Here is a 17488-nt window from a genome sequence, read left to right as displayed (position 1 = left end):
TGCACCGCGTTGCGCGCCATTCCCAATCTCCGGCCCTGCCAAACGTTAACCCATTGAGATATAGGGATTCCCATCTCAGAACGGAAGTAGCTCGGTAATCAGGTGATCCCTTGGGGCTTGCTTCCCTGGGGCATGACCGCCGGGATGCGACCGAATGCCAGAAGGAGACCCCATGACCCAGATCGCTCTCGACCCCGGCTCCGTCGCGGTGATCACCGGCGGCGCCTCCGGCATCGGCCTCGCCGCGGCGCGGCACTGGGCCCGGGCGGGGCTGCGGGTCTGCATCGCCGATCGCGGCGGGGAGCGGCTGGAGGCGGCGGCCGAGGCGCTGGCCGCCCTCGCGCCCGGCGGCCGCGACGGCGTGCTGGCGGCCGCCGTCGATGTCAGCCGCGCCGAGGAGGTGGAGGCGCTGGAGGCGCGGGTGCGCGAGCGCTTCGGCGGCACCGACGTGCTGATGAACAATGCCGGCATCCAGCCGGGCAGCGACCTCCCCGGCACGCCCGAGGCCTGGGAGCGGGTGATCGGCGTCAATCTCTGGGGGGTGATCCATGGCAGCCGCTGCTTCATGCCGGGCATGGTGGCGCGCGGCCGGCCGGGCCGGATCATCAACACCGGCTCCAAGCAGGGCATCACCACGCCGCCGGGCGATCCGGCCTACAACGTCTCGAAGGCCGGGGTGAAGGCCTTCACCGAGGCGCTGGCCCACAGCCTGCGCAACACGCCCGGCTGCCGCATCACGGCGCATCTGCTGATCCCGGGCTTCGTCTTCACCGGGTTGACGGCCAAGGGCCGCGCCGAGAAGCCGGCGGCGGCCTGGACGCCGGAGCAGACCGTCGACTTCATGCTGCAGCGGCTGGCGGCCGGGGATTTCTACATCCTCTGCCCGGACAACGACGTGGACCGGGCGATGGATGAGCGGCGCATCCTCTGGGCGGCGGGCGACATCGTCGAGAACCGCCCGGCCCTGTCGCGCTGGCACCCGGATTACGCCGAGGCCTTCGCCGCCTTCATGAAAGCCGGCAAGGACTGAAGCCTCTCTTCGACGGCCATCGCCGCCTGCCGCCACAGGCTGTGACGCCCCCGGGGCCCGAAAGGATTCATCCGGCCCCCGCGACGGCGCGCCAGCGACGTCGCGGGGATGAATCAGGCCTCGACCACCACGTAGTCGTCCTCGACGCTGACCGGGAAGGTCTCGGCGGTGTAGGGCCCCTCGACCAGCGCCGCCCCCTTCTCGACATGCGCCGGGAATTGCCGGACCTGCACCCGCTTCGGGTCGAACCAGCTCTTGCCGGTGCGGATGTCGAATTCCCAGTAGTGCCAGGGGCAGCGGATCATCTCGCCCCGGCGGCCATAGCGGTAGACGCCCGGCTCCGGGCTGTCGACATGGCCCGAGACCAGCCCGGCGCAGAGGCTGCCGCCCTGATGCGGGCAGCGGTCGGAGAGGGCGAAGAACTCGCCCGCGAGGTTGAAGACCACGATGCGCTTGCCTTCCGCCTCGACGAGCTTGCGCCCGCCCGGCGGAATCTCCGCCACCGCCCCCACGATCAGCTTCGCCATGTCCCGGAACGCCTATGCAAACCAGTCGCTATCCATTGCCCTGCCGCGGCCTGGCCGCGGCAGGCCGTGACGCTCCTCGGGCCGGCGGGGAATCACGGGGCCCCCGCGACGGCGCGCGAGCGACGTGGTGGGGAGCTAGAGCCCGTAGAGCGCCCGGGCGTTGCCGCCATAGATGCCGGCCCGGTGCTCGGCCGGGATCATGCCCGGCAGGGCCTGGCGCGGATCGTCGAAATCCCAGTGCGGGTAGTCCGAGGCGAAGAGGATCCGGTCCCAGCCGATCCAGCCCATGATGTCGATGAGATGGGCGCCGCGCTCGGGTTCCTCCATCGGCTGGGTGGAGACCCAGATATGCTCGCGGATCTGCTCCGAGGGCGCCCGGGTGAGGTGCGGCACCTCGGATTTCAGCGAGGTCCAGTGCTTGTCGAGCCGCCAGCCGACCGCGGGCAGCCAGGCGAAGCCGCATTCGATGAGCACCACCTTCAGCCCCGGGATGCGCTCGAAGGCGCCCTCGACCACCAGGGAGATCACCTGGTTCTGGCAGGAGGTGGCGTGCTCGCTCACCTCCTCGATGTAGAAGCTCGGCCAGCCGCCATTGGTCATGGCCCAGCCGCTATAGCCGAAGGCATGGAAGGCGACCGGCAGGCCGATCTCGGCCGCCGCCTCGTAGATCGGCCAGTAGCGCGGGTTGCCGGCCGGCTCGGCGGTCCGGCTCATCATCAGGACCTGGCAGAAATTCGGGTCGCCCGCCCGCTTGCGGATCTCGGCCGCCGAGGCCTGCGGGTCCTCGTAGGGCACGACGATGCTGCCGCGCAGCCGCGGCTCCTTCCGCAGCCAGTATTCGAGCTGCCACTCGTTCACCGCATGCGCCATGGCGGCGGAGAAGGCGCTGTTGCGGTCCCCCTGGCCGCTCGGCTGCAGCGGGTTCAGCACGCCGTAGTCGATGCCGAAATTGTCGAGCAGCTGGAAGCGCAGGAAATCGAGGTCGGAGGCCGGGGTGCCGCCATTGGGCGGCCAGGCGTCGCGGCGGGAGGCGAGCGGCTGCGCCTTCGGGAAGGGCGGCTGGCCGGCGGTGAAGCCGTGCCGCGGCCGCATGCCCCAGGTCTCGAGATGCTGCCACCAGCGCTCGGAGAGGAAGGGCTTGAACTCGGTCAGCGCCTTCGGCCGCGGATGGATGTCCACATCGATCAGGCCGAGGGTGGCGGCGGCCGGCCGGCTAGGCGCAGCGATGGGCTGGATGACGTTCATCATGCGGGAACTCCCTCCCGGATCCGACCATAGGTCGCAAGCGCGTTGTCGCGCATCAATTTCGGCAGCACGGCCTCGGGCAGGCCCGGCGGCAGGGCGGCGTCGCCGTCGAACTGCCAGTGCGGCCAGTCCGAGGCCCAGAGCAGCATCCGGTCCGAACGCAGATGGTCGAGGATTCGCTGCACCGCCTCGGCCGGCGCATCGAGCGGCTGGATGGTCAGGCGCACCTGGTCACGGATGATCTCGGCCGGCAGGCGGTCCACCCAGGGGATCTCGAAGCGCACGCCCTTCCAGGTCTTCTGCAAGCGCCAGAGGAAGGCGGGCAGCCAGGTGACGCCGGATTCCAGCAGCACGACCTTGAGCTCGGGGAATTTCACCAGCGCGCCCTCGGTCAGCAGGCTGGCGAGGCAGCTCTGGAAGCCCTGCTGGTTGGCGGCGTATTCCTCGAGATACCAGGAGGTCCAGCCCACCGAGGTCTGCGGGTGGCGATAGGCGCTGCCGGCATGGATGCCGAGGGGCAGCGCGTGCCGGACGCAGGCCTCGTAGATCGGCCAGTATTGCCGCTTGCCGAGCGGGTTCTCACCCAGCGCCAGCGCCAGCACCTGCACGAAGCGCCGGTCCGGGGCGAGGCGCTCGATCTCCTCCACCGCCGCCTCGACGCTTTGCATCGGCAGCACGATGGAGGCCCGCAGCCGCTCGTCGCGGTCGAGCCATTCGGCCCGGGTCCAGTCGTTCAGCGCCCGGGTGAAGGCGACCGCCATGTCCTGGTTGAGGACGAGCTGCACGCCATAGAGCGGGTTCAGAATGGCGGTCTCGACGCCGAAGCGGTCCAGCACCTGGCTTTGCAGCTGCGCGACGCTCTCCGCCCCGCGGCCGTTCGGCCCGCGCCAGTCGGCCCGGATGGTCTTGGGCGAGGCCACCGGCCAGGACTGGCTGTCGAGGGTGGTGATGCCCCGCTCCACCACCTGATCCGCCCAGAAGGCGTCCATATAGGGGGTCAGCGCCTTCATGCCCGGCACCATGGGGTGAAGGTCGCAATCGATCGGGCGGTACCCGCTGAACATGCCGTTTCCCGTCTCGGGCCGCCGATGCGCCGACCGCGCCGGTGGTCCTGGCCCTTGTTTGCGCGCACGATTCGCGCCCTGCGGTGGCCTCACCGCGGGCGATCGCACCCTGCCGGCCCCGTTCCGGGCCCGGATGCGCATTTCACCCGCTTCCGGGCGGCGCCGCAAGCCTCGGGATGGTCGATCGACCAAATCGCCCTTCACATCCGCGGCGCGAAGCCCCTACCCTCCCCCATCGGCGCGGACTGGCTGGCCACCGGAAACGATGGCGAGTGGCCTGATGGCGACGTCCGCAGGTCGTCGGGACCAGGCCGCAGAGAGGGCCAAGAACGGGGCCGCGAACAGGAGGGAAGACCGGGCCATGAAACTCATGTGGTTCCATCTGATGCCCTATACCGAGCTGCCGGAGGATTTCCGGCAGAAGCATCCCTCGGTCTGGGTGGACATCCACAGCTCGCTCTTTGACCCGAAGCGCGCCCACCACATGTACAACGACTTCATGGACGAACTGGAATACGCCGCCGATTGCGGCTTCGACGCCATCTGCGTCAACGAGCACCACTCGAACGGCTACGGGCTGATGCCGAGCCCGAACCTCATCGCCTCGGCGCTGGCCCGCCGCACCACCCAGGTGCCGATCTGCGTCATGGGTAACTCCCTCGCCCTCTACAACCCGCCAACCCGGGTGGCCGAGGAGTTCGCCATGCTCGACGTGATCTCGGGCGGCCGGCTGATCGCGGGCTTTCCCGTCGGCACGCCGATGGACACCTGCTTCGCCTATGGCCAGAACCCGTCCATGCTGCGTGAGCGCTACCTCGAGGCGCACGACCTGGTGCTGCGCGCCTGGACCGAGAAGGACACCTTCGCCTTCAACGGCCGCTACAACCAGCAGCGCTACGTCAACATCTGGCCCCGCCCGGTGCAGCAGCCGCATCCGCCGATCTGGATCCCCGGCGGCGGCAGCGTCGAGACCTGGCAGTGGTGCGCCCAGATGGACTATGTCTACTGCTACCTGTCCTACTACGGGTACAAGGCGGGCCGCGCCATCATGGATGGCTTCTGGGCCGAGATGGACAGGCTGGGGAAGGACCGGAATCCCTATCGCGCCGGCTTCCTGCAATTCGTCGGCGTCGCCGAGACGCGCGAGCAGGCGATGGAGCTCTACCGGGCGCCGGCCGAGTATTTCTACGGCCGCTGCCTGCATGTCGATGGCCGCTGGGCGACGCCGCCCGGCTACATGACCGAGGCGACGCAGCGCGCCGGGCTCTCCAGCCAGGTGGCCAAGGCGGCCGGCGCGGAGAGCACCTTGGGCAAGGGCACGCAGGAGCGCTTCGCCGGCACCGCCAAGGACATGGAGGGCATCGTCGAGCGCGGCTATGTCATCATCGGCAGCCCGGACGAGGTGGCCGAGCAGCTCCGCGAGGTGGCGACGACGCTCAATGTCGGCCATCTCATGCTGCTGCTGCAATACGGCTGCATGGACAAGCGGCTGACGCAGTACAATACGCGGCTCTTCGCCGAGAAGGTCATCCCGCAGCTCCGCGACCTCTTCGCCGGATGGGAGGATCGCTGGTGGCCGAAGCCGCTGCCGGCGGCCGAGACGGCGCCGCTGCCGGCCTTCACGCCGAAGCTGGCGGCGGAATAGAGCGTGATCGCTTGCGGTGATGTCGCCGAAAAGCGTGAATCACGCGATCGAGCAACGTCCTGGACCAGGCTCCGTGACCCCGGGCGAACGGATCATGCGCCAGCCGCCGAGGCCAGTTTCGGCGGCAGCGGTAAGAGGGTGACGACGCGCTCGGCGCCGCCTTCTACCTCGACACCTTCCGCGCCGCCGGCGCAGATCGTGCCCGAGCCGGTCGGCACGCTGCTGAACACGGCCGATGCGGCGCAGGCCGGGCGGCTCATGCAGGCGATCCAGGGCCTGGTGAAGCTCGACCTGGCGGCGCTGCAGCGGGCCTTCGACGGCACGGCGTGAGCCCGGCGCTCAGCCCGGCAGCGCGATGCCGAGCCGGGCGAGGCGCGTCGCCCTGGCGGCATTGACCGCATGCTCGGGCAGCCTGCCCTCGGCCAGCGCCGCGACCTGCCGCACCGTGTCGAAGGCCTGGTGCTCGATCGCCTGCGGCGTCAGCCCGCCGATATGCGGCGTCGCCACGACCTTCGGGTGCCGCGCCAGCACCGGCGTCGGCATCTGGTCCGGCGCCCGGCCGACATCCATGGCGACGCCGCCGAGCTGCCCGCTCTCCAGCGCCGCGAGCAGCGCCGCCTCGTCGACCAGGTTGCCGCGCGAGGGGTTGAGGAAGAGGGCGCCGCGCTTCATGTGCGCGAAGGCGGCGGCGTCCAGCAGGTTCTCCGTCTCGGGCGTCGCCACGGCAAGGCAGACCACGACATCGCTCTCGGCCAGCAGGCGCTCCAGCGGCCGGTGCTCGATCCGCGGATCCTCCGGCCGCGCCTTCGGGTCGGCCACCAGCACCCGCATGCCGAGCGCCAGGCCGAGCGGCGCCAGGTAGCGGCCGATGGCGCCATGGCCGATGATGCCGAGCGTGCTGCCGGCGAGTTGCCGGCCCATCCGCGCCGGCGGCACCTCGCCGCGGTGATAGGCGGCGGCGGCCGCGCCGATGCCGCGCGCCAGATCGACCATCTGCCCGAGCACGAGCTCGGCGACCGCCGGGATGAAGCCCGGCGTCGCCTGCGTCACCAGCACGCCGGCCGCGCTCGCCGCCGCGACATCGACATTGCGGATATCGACGGCGCAGCGGAGGAAGGCGACGAGGTCCGGGGCATGCGCGAAGGTCTCCGCCTCGCCCGGCGACTGGCGGTAGCTGACGATCGCCTCGCAGCCCGCCGCCGCCGCGGCCAGGGCGCGGCCCGCGGGGTGCTCGCCGCTCTCGTTCAGCCGCACCTCCGCCACCTGGCGCAGCGCCGCCAGCGCCCGCTCGCCGTAGTAATTCGCCAGCGCCTCCGGCGTATGGGTCAGATAGACCTTCATCGCGCGCCTCCCGCTCCGCCCCGCGGCATCCCTCCCATGCCGGCGGGGCCGGCGCAACGCGGCTTGGCCGGGGCGCGGCGGCATGGTGAATTGCCGCCATGCCGCATCCCCTTCCCGCCATCCTCGCCCATCTCGACCAGCAGGCCCCCGCCGCCGAGGCGCGGTTGGTCGACTGGCTGCGCATCCCGAGCATCAGCGCCCAGCCCGCCCATGCCGGCGACTGCCTGCGCGCCGCCGACTGGCTGCGCGACCAGCTCCAGGGCATGGGCTTCACCGCCAGCGTGCGGCCGACCGCGGGGCATCCGGTGGTGGTCGGGAACCATCCCGGGCCAGGGGGCGGGGCTGGGGGTGGGGGCGGGGCCGGGGGCGGGGCGGCCGCGCCGCACCTGCTCTTCTACGGCCATTACGACGTGCAGCCGGCCGATCCGCTGCCGCTCTGGACCTCGCCGCCCTTCGATCCCGCGGTGGTGCAGGGGCCGCACGGGCCGCGCCTCGTCGCCCGCGGCGCGGTGGACGACAAGGGCCAGTGCGCCATGTGGCTGGAGTCGCTCCGCGCCTGGCACGCCGTCGCCGGCGGCCCGCCCTGCCGCGTCACGGTGCTGGTCGAGGGCGAGGAGGAGGTCGGCAGCCCCAGCCTCGACGCCTTCCTCGCCGCCAACCGGGCCGAGCTGGCCGCCGATGTCGCCGTCATCAGCGACACCAACATGTGGGACATCGACACGCCGGCCATCACCACCCGGCTGCGCGGCATGGTCTATGCGCAGATCGACCTGCGGGCGGCGCGGCGGGACCTGCATTCCGGCCTCTATGGCGGCTCGGCGCGCAACCCCATCAACCTGCTGACGCAGATCCTCGGCGAGCTGCAGGATGCCGAGGGTCGCATCCGCATCCCCGGCTTCTACGACGGCATCGAGGAGATCCCGGCGGCGCAGCGCGCCGAATGGGCGGCGCTCGGCTTCGACGAGGCGGCCTTCCTCGGCGAGGTCGGCCTCTCCCTCCCCGCCGGCGAGCGGGGCCGCCCGCCGCTCGAGCGGCTCTGGGCGCGGCCGACCGCCGACCTCAACGGCATCTGGGGCGGCTATATGGGCGAGGGCAGCAAGACCGTCATCGCCGCCGAGGCGCATGCCAAGCTCTCCTGCCGCCTGGTCCCCGGCCAGGACCCGCAGGCGGTGGCCGAGGGCATCCGCCGCTTCGTCGCCGAGCGCCTGCCGGCGGATTGCACGGCCGAGGTGCAGGTCTTCAGCACCACCCCGGGCATCGCGGTGCCGGCGGACAGCCCCTGGGTGCAGGCGGCGCGCCGGGCGCTCTCGGCCGAATACGGCCGGCCGGCGGTGCTGATGGGCAGCGGCGGCTCCATCCCCGTGGTCGAGAGCCTGAAGCGCCTGCTCGGCCTCGACAGCCTGCTGGTCGGCTTCGGGCTGAACGACGACCAGGTGCACAGCCCGAACGAGAAATTCGAGCTCCGCTGCCTGCACCAGGGCGCCCGCAGCCATGCCCGGCTGCTGGCCGAGCTCGCCGGCGGCGCCTGAGATGGCCGGCGCGCGCCGGCCGCTGGCGCTCTGCCGCTCCTGGCTGTTCCTGCCGGGGGCCGAGGCGGCGGCGCTGCGGGCGGCGCCCGCCCTCGGCGCCGATGTGCTGATCCAGGAGCTGGAGGATTTCTGCCCACCGGACCGCCGGCCGGCGGCGCGCGGCCTCTGCCGCGACCTCTTCGCCGCCTGGCGCGCCGCCGGCGCCCTCGCCGCGGTGCGGATCAACCCGCTGGAGGATGGCGGCCGCGAGGATCTCGCCGCCGCCATGGCCGGGCAGCCCGATCTGGTGCTGATGAGCAAGGTCGCGGCGCCGGAGCAGGTGGCGGCGCTGGCGGCCGCCCTCGCCGCGCTGGAGGCGGCGCCCATCCGTACCGCCCCCATCCGTACCACCATCGTGCCGAACATCGAGAGCGCGGCGGGCGTCGTCCGCACCCTCGCCATCGCCACGGCGAGCCCGCGCGTCGGCGCCTGCCTCCTCGCCGCCGAGGACCTCGCCGCCGATCTCGACGCCGAGCGGACGCCGGAGGGCACCGAGCTCGCCCATGCCCGCAGCCGCTTCCTGCTCGAATGCACCGCCGCCGGGGTGGTCGCCATCGACTGCCCCTTCACCTTCGGCGACCTCGCCGCGGCCGAGGCCGACCTGCGGCGGGCCCGCGCCCTCGGCTTCAAGGCGAAGAGCATCGTGAACGGCGACCAGGTGGCGCTGGTCAACCGGCTGCTGACGCCCTCGGCCGCGGAGGTGGCGAAGGCGGGGCGCATGGTCGCGGCCTTCGAGGCGGCGCGGGCGCGCGGCGAGGACCGGGCCGAGGTGGACGGGCTCTTCGTCGAGGTGCCGACCTATCTCGCGGCGCAGCGGCTGCTGCGGCGGGCGGCGGCGCTCAGGGCAGCACCTTCCCCGGATTCATCCGCCCCTCGGGGTCGAGCGCGTCCTTGATGCTGCGCATCACGTCGAGGGCGACGGGGTTCTTGTGCGTCGCCATGGCGTGCCGCTTGCTCTGGCCGATGCCATGCTCGGCCGAGAAGCTGCCGCCGAGGGAGACGGCGATGCCGTTCACCAGCGCCTCCATCGCCCCGGCCCGCTCCGCCCAGGCGGCGCGGTCGGTCCAGCCGGCCGGCGCCAGCAGCGAGAGATGGATGTTGCCGTCGCCGGCATGGCCGATGGCGGCCATGCGCCCTTCCGGCCAGCGCGCCTTCAGCTCCCGCTCGGCGGTGTTGACGAAGGCCGGCACCGCCGAGACCGGCACCGCCGTATCGGTGCCGACCGCCGGCCCCTCGCGCCGGGCGCAATCCGGATAGTCCTCCCGGATCTTCCAGATCATGGCGCGCTGCGCCTCGCTCTCGGCGATCACCGCATCCAGCGCCTCGCCGCCCTCGAGCGCCGCGGCGAGCGTCTCCTCCAGCATCTCGCGCAGCGGCACCGAGGGATGCGCCGCGGCGATCTCCACCATCACGTACCAGGGCGAGTCGAGCGGCAGCGGCATGCGCAGCCCGACCCCGTGCCGCTCCGCCATCTGCAGGCAGAAGCGCGCGCAGAGCTCGAAGCCGACCACCTCGGCGCCGCATTCCATGATGCGGCCATAGAGCGAAAGCGCGGCATCCGGGCTCGGCACCGCGACGAAGGCGCTCTCGATGCGCCGCAGCGCCGGCACCAGGCGCAGCGCGGCCGCGGTGATGATGCCGAGCGTGCCCTCGCCGCCGATGAAGAGATGCCGCAGCGCATAGCCACTGTTGTCCTTGCGGACCCGCCGCAGGTCGTCCAGCACCCGCCCGTCCGGCAGCACCACCTCGAGCCCCAATACCAGCTCCCGCGCATTGCCCCAGCGCAGGGTGCGGATGCCGCCGGCATTGGTCGAGAGCATGCCGCCGATCTGCGCCGTGCCCTGGGCGCCCCATTGGATGGGAAAGAGCCGCCCCGCCTCGGCCGCCGCCTGCTGCACCGCCTGCACCACGCAGCCGGCCTCGGCGACGAGGGAGAAGTCGCGGGCGTCGAGGTCGCGGATGCGGTTGAGCCGCTCGAGGGAGAGCACCACCGAGGGCGGGCCGTTCGCCGCCGGCACCGCGGCGCCGGAAAGGCCGGTGCGCCCCCCCGCCGGCACGATGGCCAGCCCGAGCGCGGCGCAGCGCCGCACCGCCTCGGCCACCTCCGCCGTGCTGCCCGGGCGCAGCACCGCCTCCGGCTCGCCCCGCCAGGTGCCGCGCCAGTCCACCGCATAGGGCGCGATATCGCCCGGGTCGCGCAGGAGGTTCTTCGGGCCGACGATGTCGGCGAGCGTGTCGAGCGGGGTCATGCCGGGCGTTGTCCTCCTCCCTCATCCTCGGCCGAGGCCGGGAGCGTATCAACCCCCGCTTGGATGGCTCTTTCCCTTGGCCCCCTTGGTACTGGCGGACCGGTCGCTCGACCGGTCCGAGGCCCCGAACGGGGCCCGCGCGTCGCGCCGTCAGGCGCGCCTGACGGCGCGACGGCGCGAAGCCAAGCGAACCGGAGGTTCGCGCCCGGCGCTTGAGGGGTCCCTCATGCGGCCACGCAGGAGGGCCAACAGTATGCCCCCCTCTTGCCTCCCCCCCTGCCCCCCTCTGGCCCCCGGCGCCCCCCTGGGCTTCACTGCGCCGCGCAGGATCGCTGCGATGCAACGGGTGGGAACGGATGAGCGAGGCAGTGCCGCAGAGCGCGGATTACGTGGTGGTGGGCGCCGGCTCGGCCGGCTGCGCGGTGGCGGCGCGGCTCTCGGAAGATCCCGCGGTCCGGGTGGTGCTGCTCGAGGCCGGCGCGCGCGACCGCAGCCCCTGGCTGCACGTGCCGATCGGCTACGCCAAGACCATGTACCACCCGACCCTCTCCTGGAACCTGATGACCGAGCCGGAGCCGGAGCTGGAGGGGCGGCGCATCGCCTGGCCGCGCGGCCGCACCCTCGGCGGCTCCTCGGCCATCAACGGGCTGCTCTATGTCCGCGGCCAGAAGGAGGATTACGACCACTGGCGCCAGCTCGGCTGCACCGGCTGGTCCTTCGAGGACGTGCTGCCCTATTTCCGGCGCTCCGAGGACCAGGAGCGCGGCGCCTCGGCGCTGCACGGCACCGGCGGGCCGCTCGCCGTCTCCGACCTGCGCGACCGCAACCCGCTCGCCCTCGCCTTCATCGAGGCCGCCGCCGAGCTCGGCTTCCCGCGCAACCCGGATTTCAACGGCGAGCAGCAGGAGGGCGCCGGCTTCTACCAGGTGACGGCGCGCGGCGGCTGGCGCTGCAGCAGCGCGACGGCCTATCTGAAGCCGGCGCGGCAGCGGCCGAACCTCACCGTGGTCACCGATGCGCATGCCGCCGGGCTGCTGATGGAGGGGCGGCGCGCCGCCGGGGTGCGCCTCACCCGCGGCGGCGCGCCCGTCACCATCCGGGCGGAGCGCGAGGTGATCCTCTCGGCCGGCGCCATCGCCTCGCCGCATCTGCTGCTGCTCTCGGGCATCGGCCCGGCCGAGCACCTGCAGGCCGTGGGCGTGCCGGTGGTGCACGACCTGCCCGCGGTGGGGCGCAACCTGCAGGACCATTTCCAGGCGCGGCTGGCGATCCGGGTGAAGGGGCCGGGCAGCCTCAACACCCGCGTCGCCAGCCTCTGGGGCAAGGCGCTGATGGGCGCCGAATTCGCGTTGCGCCGCAGCGGCCCGCTGACGGTCAGCGCCGGCACCGCCGGGCTCTTCGCCCGCGTCCTGCCGGGCAGCGCCTCGCCCGACGTGCAGTACCATTTCCTGCCCTTCAGCACGGCGAAGACGATGCTGGAGCTGCACGACTTCCCCGGCATGACGATCAGCGCCTGCCAGCTCCGCCCGGAGAGCCGCGGCAGCGTCACCCTGGCCGGCCCGGACCCGATGCAGAAGGCGCTGATCCACGCCAACTACCTCAGCGCCGAGACCGATCGCCGCTGCATGGTGGAGGGCATCAAGCTCGCCCGCCGGCTGGCGGCGACGCGGGCCTTCGCGCCCTTCGTCGAGGAGGAGGTGGTGCCCGGCGCCGCGGCGGCCGACGACGCGGCGATCCTCGATTTCATCCGCCGCACCGGCACCACCATCTACCACCCGAGCGGCACCTGCCGCATGGGCGGCGACCCGGCGAGCGTGGTGGACCCGGAGCTGCGGGTGCGCGGGATCGAGGGGCTGCGGGTCGCCGATGCCGCGGTCATGCCGACCGTCGTCTCCGGCAACACCAACGCGCCCTCCATCATGATCGGCGAGAAATGCGCCGACCTGGTGAAGGCCGCGGCGCGGCAGCGGCTGGCCGCCTAGAGCAGATCCCGATCAGGTGGACTCACTTGCTCGGGTGAAGATGCTCTGAAAACAGGAGCCCGGGCGCGGAAGGGGCCGGGCGCCGCGCCTACCGGCCTTCGCCCGGCGCGCCCGGCCGCATCCCGGCGCGCCACTCATCGGCGCCGAGGCTCTCCTCGGTCGCCAGCAGCTCGCCGGCCAGGGCGCCGCGCGGATCGCGCTCCGCCCCCTCGTCGATGCAGCGCTTGGCCAGGCGCAGCGCCAGCGGCGGCGCGGCGAGGATGGCGGCGGCGATCCCGGCCAGCTCCGCCTCCAGCGCCTCGGGCGCCACCAGCCGCGTCACCAGCCCATGCGCCAGCGCCTCGGCGGCCGGCAGGCTGCGGCCGGTGAGCATCATGTCCTTGGCCAGCCGCCGGCCGAGCACCCGCGGCAGGCGCTGCGTCGCGCCGACCGTGCCGCGCAGCGCCTCCGGCGTGCGGAAGCTCGCCGCCGGCGTCGCCACGACGAAGTCGCAGGCGGCGGCGATCTCGCAGCCCGAGCCGATCGCCGGCCCCTCCACCACCGCCACCGCCGGCATCGGCAGCGCCTCGATCGCGGCATAGGCGGCGAAGCCCCGCAGCCGCCGGGCGCGCACCGCATCCGCCTCCATGCCGCGCCGCTCCTTGAGATCGGCGCTGGCGCAGAAGACCGGGCCGGCGGCGCGCAGCAGCACCAGCCGCGCCCCCGCCTCGGTCGCGCGGCGGCACAGCGCGACCAGCGCCTCGGCCATCGCCAGGTCGAAGGCGTTGCGCGCCGCCGACCGGTTCAGCCGCAGCGTGACCAGCCCGGCCTCGCCCGGCTCGTAGAGCACCGCCTCGTTCATGGCCGCAGCCCCGGCGCATCGATCCAGGCCTTCAGCCCGCGCAGCATCGCCGGCGGGTACTGCGCCGCCGCCAGGGCGAGCGCGCAGGCGGTCTCGATCAGCGCCGCCCCGGGCACGACGCGGTTCACCAGGCGCAGCGCCAGCGCTTCCGCGGCCGGCACCTCGCGCCCCGTCGCCAGCATCTCGAAGCCGAGCTTGGGGCCGAGATGGCGCAGCAATTGCGGCCCGACCAGGGTCGGCCAGATGCCGTGCCGCGCCTCCGGCCAGGTGATGCGCAGATCCTCGGCCGCCACCACCATGTCGCAGCCGAGCATCAGCGAGGCGCCCATCCCGACCACCCGCCCATGCACGGCAGCGACGACCGGCCTGGCGCAGGCGCGCGGCGCGGCGAGCAGCGCATCGGCGAGCGCCGCGCGCGCCTGCCAGGCGGCGTCATCCGCGGCCAGCGCCCGCCGCTCCTCCAGGTCGCCGCCGGCGCAGAAGCCCGGCCCCTCCCCGGCGATGACCAGGGCGGCGACCGCCGGATCGGCCTCGGCCTGCCGCAGCGCCGCGACCAGCGCGGCGCAGAGCGCCATGCTGAGGGCATTGCGCTTCTCCGGCCGGTTCAGCCGCAACAGGCGGACCGGGCCGCGCATCTCGCTCAGCAAGGGCATGGCCCGACGCTACCGGCGGGCCCCGGCCTGTCAACGCGCGTCCGCCTCGGCGCGCAGCACCCGGCTCTCGAGCCGGCGGCCGAGCAACCGCTCCGCCTCCGCCCCCGCCGCCAGCAGCGCGGCGCGATCGAGCCCGGTGCCGTAGCCCATGGCGGCCAGCGCCGTCGCCAGATCCTCGGTGCAGGTGTTGCCGGTATGGCCCTCGCCATAGGCGATGCCGGCCGGATGCCCGCCGGTGCCGCCGAGGGCGCAATCCGCATGGGTCAGCCCGGCCTCGATGGCGGCGAGGGTGTTGGCGAGGCCGGTGCCGCGGCTGTCGTGGAAATGCGCGATGAAGGTCGCGGTCGGCAGCGCCCCGTGCAGCCAGCCGATCAGGTCGCGCACCCGCGGCGGCGTGGCGCTGCCGATGGTGTCGCCGATGGCGATGCGCGTCACGCCGAGCTCGGCGAAGCGCCGCGCATCCTCCAGCACCCGCTCCTGCGGCACCGGCCCGTCGAAGGGGCAGTCGAAGGCGGTGCTGATGGTGCCGACCAGGGTGAAGGCGTCGCCGGCCAGCGCCGCCATGGCGGCGACGTTCTCCCATTGCTCGGCGCGGGAGCGCCGCAGGTTGCGCTGCGAATGCCCCTCGCTGGCCGAGACCAGCAGCGAGATCTCCTCCGGCCCCCAGCCCGCCTCGCGCGCCGCCAGCGCCCGCTGCACCGCGTGCGGATTGGGGCAGGTCGCCTTGAACAGCACGCCGGGCGGCCGCCTGACGCCGCGCAGCACCGCCTCGGCATCGGCGAATTGCGGCACCTGCCCGGGATGCGCGAAGCTGGTGATCTCGATGCGGCGGAAGCCGCAGGCGGCGATGCGGTCGAGCATGGCGATCTTCGCCTCGGCCGGCAGGATGCGCGCCTCATGCTGCAACCCGTCGCGGGCGAAGCATTCGCAGAGCACCACATCCGGCGGCGCCGCCGCCCCGCCGGCGGCGATCTCCGCCATTTCCGCCTCGTTCGGCGCCTCGCTCATCGGCACATCTCCCCCAACATGGCGATGGCGTCCTCCGGATCGCGCGCGACGCGGGCGCCGGCCGCGGCCAGCGCCGCCAGCTTGGCCGCCGCCCCCTCCCGCGCCGCGCCGGCCAACGCCCCGGCATGGCCCATGCGCCGGCCCGGCGGCGCGTGCCGCCCGACCAGCATGGCGACCACCGGCTTCGGGCAGCGCGGGATCGCTTCGGCCAGGGCGTATTCCTTGTCGCCGCCGATCTCGCCGCAATAGAGCACGGCCGCGACCGCCGGATCGGCGGCCAGCGCCTGCAGCCATTCATGCGGGTTGCGGCCGCAGACCGCATCGCCGCCGATATGCGCGACCAGGCGCTGGCCGATGCCGGCGGCGCTCAGCAGCCGCGCCATGGTGAGCGTCAGCGTGCCGCTGCGGCAGAGCACCGCGACCGGGCCGGGCGTGCAGAAGGAGGGCGCGATGGAGCCGAGCACGCCGGCGCCCGGCACGCAGAGGCCGAGCGTGTTCGGCCCGACCAGCCAGGAGCCGGCGGCGCGCGCCGCCTGCGCCGCGCGCAGCGCGTCGTGCACCGGCACGTATTCCGCGGCGACGACGATGCTCGGGATGCCGGCGGCGGCGCGCACCGCATCCAGCACGCCCTCGGGCGGCGTGTAGATCACCGCCGCGTCCGGCGCCTCCGGCAGCGCGCGCGCATCGTCGTAGAGCGGCAGCCCGTCCAGGCTGCCGCCGCCGCGGCCGAGCGCGATGCCGCCGAGCAGCGTGGTGCCGGCCTCGCGCATCGCCGCGACCTGCGCCGCGGCGTAGCGGCCGGTCGGGTTGAACACCGCGACGCGGCGGGGGAAGCTGGCGAGGAAGGGCAGGATCGTCACGGAGGCAACGGTGCGGCTGACCGAGCATGATGGCAAGGGCGTGCTGCAACGGCATGGCGTGGCGATCCCGCGCGGCCGGCTGCTGCGGGGCGCGCCGGGACCCGGGGATGCGGGCGTGCTGAAGGCGCAGATCCTGGAAGGCGGCCGCGGCCTGCGCGGGCTTGTGCGTCGCAGCAACCCCGGCGAGGCGCCAGAGGTCGCCGCCGCCATCCGCGCCGCGCTCGGCGACGCGGCGGCGCCGCTGCTGCTGGAGGAGGCCCTGCCGCTGACGCGCGAGATCTATCTCGCGCTGCGCATCGACGGCACGGCGCAATGCATCGAGATGCTCTGCGCGCCGGCGGGCGGCGTGGCGGTGGAGCATGCCTCCGGGCTGCTGCGCTGCGGCATCGAGCCGGAGGCGCCGGGCGCGCTGGAGACGCTCTTTGCCACGCTGCGCGCCGGCTTCGCCCCGGAGCTGGCGGCGCGGCTGGCGCGCCTCGCGCTGCGCCTCGCCCGCATCCTCCAGGCCGAGGATCTCGAATTGCTGGAGGTGAACCCGCTCGGCCTGCTGCCGGATGGCCGCCTCGTCGCCTGCGACGCCAAGCTGGTGCGCGACGACGCCGCCGGCTTCCGGCAGGCCGCGCCCGATCTTTCGGCGGCGCTCGAGGAGGCGGCGCTGACGCCGCTGGAGCGGCGCGCCCGGGCCCAGGGCTTCCAACTGGTGGATCTGCCGGGCGGGACGGTGGCGATGATCACCGCCGGGGCCGGGCTCGGCATGCTGATGCTCGACCTGCTGGCCGATGCCGGCTGCCCCGCCGCCTGCTTCATGGACAATGCCAATGGCGGCCCGGCCGAAACCATGCCGGAGCGCCTCGCCCTCGCCTTCGAGATCGCCGCGCGGCCGGAGGTGAAGGCGGTGATGTTCTTCACCACCCTGGCCTCGCGCGGGCTGCGCGGGCGGGTGGAGGCGCTGGCGGCGGCGCTGCGGGCGACGCCGCCGACCAAGCCCTTCCTCGCCGGCATCGCCGCCGGCCATGTGGCGCTGCGCGGCTATCCGCTGGACCAGGCGCGGGCCGACCTCGCGGCGGTGGGCGTCACCGCGCTGCACGACAACCCGCAGGATCTGGTGCGGGCGGTGGCGGCCGCAGTCAGGGGGTGAGGCCCGCAGCCGGCCGGGAGGCTCAGCGGCGGCGCAGGCCCTGGCGGACCGGGACCGGCACCAGGGCCGGCATCGGCCGCAGCCGCAGCCCGCCGGGGCGGCCCTCCTCCCCGTCGCGGCAGGCGAAGGCCACGGCCGCGGCGAATTGCGCGCTGCCGAAGACGATGCCGGAGAAGAACCAGAGCATGGCGATGGGCAGGGCGCCCCCCGCCGGTCCGACCAGCAGGTGGCCGATGCCGCCCGGATCGACCGCGATCAGGGCGAGGACGAAGAGCGCCGCAATGCCGAAGCCGACGGCGCCATGCAGCACGAGGATGCGATGGAGGGGCATGGCTCC

17 protein-coding genes are annotated in these 17488 nt (G+C 73.5%); 7 read left to right on the top strand and 10 right to left on the bottom strand.

What is annotated here, in order from left to right; genetic code table 11:
- The first annotated feature begins 172 nt into the window (after positions 1–172).
- On the top strand, positions 173–1030 hold the full coding sequence (locus DOO78_RS22670; protein ID WP_111472161.1) for an SDR family NAD(P)-dependent oxidoreductase: 858 nt from the start codon (positions 173–175) through the stop codon (positions 1028–1030).
- 113 nt (positions 1031–1143) lie between these two features.
- Here the strand turns inward: DOO78_RS22670 and DOO78_RS22665 are convergent, their stop codons facing one another.
- From DOO78_RS22665 to DOO78_RS22655, 3 genes are all read right to left on the bottom strand, one after another.
- Positions 1144–1557 carry a Rieske (2Fe-2S) protein gene (locus DOO78_RS22665; RefSeq protein ID WP_111472160.1) on the bottom strand — a complete coding sequence of 138 codons (414 nt, stop codon included), beginning with the start codon at positions 1555–1557 and terminating at the stop codon, positions 1144–1146.
- 135 nt (positions 1558–1692) lie between these two features.
- A complete protein-coding gene (locus DOO78_RS22660) occupies positions 1693–2805 on the bottom strand; it encodes an amidohydrolase family protein (protein WP_207803020.1) in 1113 nt (370 codons plus the stop codon).
- A complete protein-coding gene (locus tag DOO78_RS22655) occupies positions 2802–3866 on the bottom strand; it encodes an amidohydrolase family protein (protein ID WP_111472159.1) in 1065 nt (354 codons plus the stop codon). Before DOO78_RS22655 ends, DOO78_RS22660 begins: the two co-directional genes overlap by 4 nt.
- Positions 3867–4227: 361 nt before the next feature.
- Here DOO78_RS22655 and DOO78_RS22650 point away from each other — a divergent pair, with 361 nt between their 5' ends.
- Positions 4228–5511, top strand: a complete 1284-nt coding sequence (locus tag DOO78_RS22650) for an LLM class flavin-dependent oxidoreductase (RefSeq protein ID WP_111472158.1) — start codon at positions 4228–4230, stop codon at positions 5509–5511.
- A gap of 198 nt (positions 5512–5709) precedes the next feature.
- Positions 5710–5841: a hypothetical protein gene (locus DOO78_RS28480; protein WP_279387822.1), complete on the top strand. Its 132-nt coding sequence runs from the start codon at positions 5710–5712 to the stop codon at positions 5839–5841.
- Positions 5842–5850: 9 nt separating this feature from the next.
- Here DOO78_RS28480 and DOO78_RS22645 read toward each other — a convergent pair whose 3' ends face one another.
- Entirely contained in the window at positions 5851–6852 is a 1002-nt protein-coding gene (locus DOO78_RS22645; protein WP_111472157.1) for an NAD(P)-dependent oxidoreductase, read from the bottom strand.
- A gap of 98 nt (positions 6853–6950) precedes the next feature.
- On the opposite strand from DOO78_RS22645, the gene DOO78_RS22640 reads away from it, so the two are divergent.
- Together DOO78_RS22640 and DOO78_RS22635 are read left to right on the top strand one after the other, a co-directional pair.
- A complete protein-coding gene (locus DOO78_RS22640) occupies positions 6951–8381 on the top strand; it encodes a dipeptidase (RefSeq protein ID WP_111472156.1) in 1431 nt (476 codons plus the stop codon).
- A 1-nt stretch (position 8382) separates the two neighbouring features.
- Entirely contained in the window at positions 8383–9315 is a 933-nt protein-coding gene (locus DOO78_RS22635) for an HpcH/HpaI aldolase/citrate lyase family protein (protein WP_111472169.1), read from the top strand.
- Here the strand turns inward: DOO78_RS22635 and DOO78_RS22630 are convergent.
- A complete protein-coding gene (locus DOO78_RS22630; RefSeq protein WP_111472155.1) occupies positions 9260–10669 on the bottom strand; it encodes an FAD-binding oxidoreductase in 1410 nt (469 codons plus the stop codon). The two genes, DOO78_RS22635 and DOO78_RS22630, sit on opposite strands and share 56 nt — an antisense overlap.
- A 356-nt stretch (positions 10670–11025) precedes the next feature.
- On the opposite strand from DOO78_RS22630, the gene DOO78_RS22625 reads away from it, so the two are divergent.
- Positions 11026–12651 (top strand): GMC family oxidoreductase, encoded by a 1626-nt coding sequence (locus DOO78_RS22625; RefSeq protein ID WP_111472154.1) that lies wholly within the window; start codon positions 11026–11028, stop codon positions 12649–12651.
- 88 nt (positions 12652–12739) lie between these two features.
- Here the strand turns inward: DOO78_RS22625 and DOO78_RS22620 are convergent, their stop codons facing one another.
- From DOO78_RS22620 to DOO78_RS22605, 4 genes are read right to left on the bottom strand one after another with little or no spacing between them, the layout of a single operon-like run.
- Positions 12740–13492, bottom strand: a complete 753-nt coding sequence (locus DOO78_RS22620) for an enoyl-CoA hydratase/isomerase family protein (RefSeq protein WP_111472153.1) — start codon at positions 13490–13492, stop codon at positions 12740–12742.
- Entirely contained in the window at positions 13489–14127 is a 639-nt protein-coding gene (locus tag DOO78_RS22615) for an enoyl-CoA hydratase/isomerase family protein (RefSeq protein WP_207803019.1), read from the bottom strand. Before DOO78_RS22615 ends, DOO78_RS22620 begins: the two co-directional genes overlap by 4 nt.
- A 48-nt stretch (positions 14128–14175) precedes the next feature.
- Complete coding sequence (locus DOO78_RS22610; RefSeq protein WP_243634747.1) at positions 14176–15153, bottom strand: hydroxymethylglutaryl-CoA lyase; 978 nt, start codon at positions 15151–15153, stop codon at positions 14176–14178.
- A complete protein-coding gene (locus tag DOO78_RS22605; RefSeq protein WP_128080121.1) occupies positions 15150–16013 on the bottom strand; it encodes a CoA-binding protein in 864 nt (287 codons plus the stop codon). Before DOO78_RS22605 ends, DOO78_RS22610 begins: the two co-directional genes overlap by 4 nt.
- 10 nt (positions 16014–16023) lie before the next feature.
- On the opposite strand from DOO78_RS22605, the gene DOO78_RS22600 reads away from it, so the two are divergent.
- The gene (locus DOO78_RS22600; RefSeq protein WP_165839041.1) at positions 16024–17151 is read left to right on the top strand and encodes an ATP-grasp domain-containing protein; all 1128 of its coding nucleotides are present in this window, start codon (positions 16024–16026) and stop codon (positions 17149–17151) included.
- Between the two features lie 22 nt (positions 17152–17173).
- Here DOO78_RS22600 and DOO78_RS22595 read toward each other — a convergent pair whose 3' ends face one another.
- The gene (locus DOO78_RS22595; protein WP_111472149.1) at positions 17174–17482 is read right to left on the bottom strand and encodes a hypothetical protein; all 309 of its coding nucleotides are present in this window, start codon (positions 17480–17482) and stop codon (positions 17174–17176) included.
- Positions 17483–17488: the final 6 nt, after the last annotated feature.

Origin of the sequence: Roseicella frigidaeris, assembly GCF_003258945.1 — a bacterium.
GTDB lineage: Bacteria > Pseudomonadota > Alphaproteobacteria > Acetobacterales > Acetobacteraceae > Paracraurococcus > Paracraurococcus frigidaeris.
This window is presented reverse-complemented; position numbering and strand designations above follow the sequence as displayed.

Excerpts from the sequence above, each read along its gene's own strand:
- DOO78_RS22650 (WP_111472158.1), top strand. The coding sequence starts at position 4,228 with ATGAAACTCATGTGGTTCCATCTGATGCCCTATACCGAGCTGCCGGAG.
- DOO78_RS22645 (WP_111472157.1), bottom strand. The coding sequence starts at position 6,852 with ATGAAGGTCTATCTGACCCATACGCCGGAGGCGCTGGCGAATTACTAC.
- DOO78_RS22665 (WP_111472160.1), bottom strand. The coding sequence starts at position 1,557 with ATGGCGAAGCTGATCGTGGGGGCGGTGGCGGAGATTCCGCCGGGCGGG.
- DOO78_RS22615 (WP_207803019.1), bottom strand. The coding sequence starts at position 14,127 with ATGCGCGGCCCGGTCCGCCTGTTGCGGCTGAACCGGCCGGAGAAGCGC.
- DOO78_RS22635 (WP_111472169.1), top strand. The coding sequence starts at position 8,383 with ATGGCCGGCGCGCGCCGGCCGCTGGCGCTCTGCCGCTCCTGGCTGTTC.
- DOO78_RS22655 (WP_111472159.1), bottom strand. The coding sequence starts at position 3,866 with ATGTTCAGCGGGTACCGCCCGATCGATTGCGACCTTCACCCCATGGTG.
- DOO78_RS22630 (WP_111472155.1), bottom strand. The coding sequence starts at position 10,669 with ATGACCCCGCTCGACACGCTCGCCGACATCGTCGGCCCGAAGAACCTC.
- DOO78_RS22610 (WP_243634747.1), bottom strand. The coding sequence starts at position 15,153 with ATGAGCGAGGCGCCGAACGAGGCGGAAATGGCGGAGATCGCCGCCGGC.
- DOO78_RS22625 (WP_111472154.1), top strand. The coding sequence starts at position 11,026 with ATGAGCGAGGCAGTGCCGCAGAGCGCGGATTACGTGGTGGTGGGCGCC.
- DOO78_RS22620 (WP_111472153.1), bottom strand. The coding sequence starts at position 13,492 with ATGAACGAGGCGGTGCTCTACGAGCCGGGCGAGGCCGGGCTGGTCACG.
- DOO78_RS22660 (WP_207803020.1), bottom strand. The coding sequence starts at position 2,805 with ATGATGAACGTCATCCAGCCCATCGCTGCGCCTAGCCGGCCGGCCGCC.
- DOO78_RS22640 (WP_111472156.1), top strand. The coding sequence starts at position 6,951 with ATGCCGCATCCCCTTCCCGCCATCCTCGCCCATCTCGACCAGCAGGCC.
- DOO78_RS22595 (WP_111472149.1), bottom strand. The coding sequence starts at position 17,482 with ATGCCCCTCCATCGCATCCTCGTGCTGCATGGCGCCGTCGGCTTCGGC.
- DOO78_RS22670 (WP_111472161.1), top strand. The coding sequence starts at position 173 with ATGACCCAGATCGCTCTCGACCCCGGCTCCGTCGCGGTGATCACCGGC.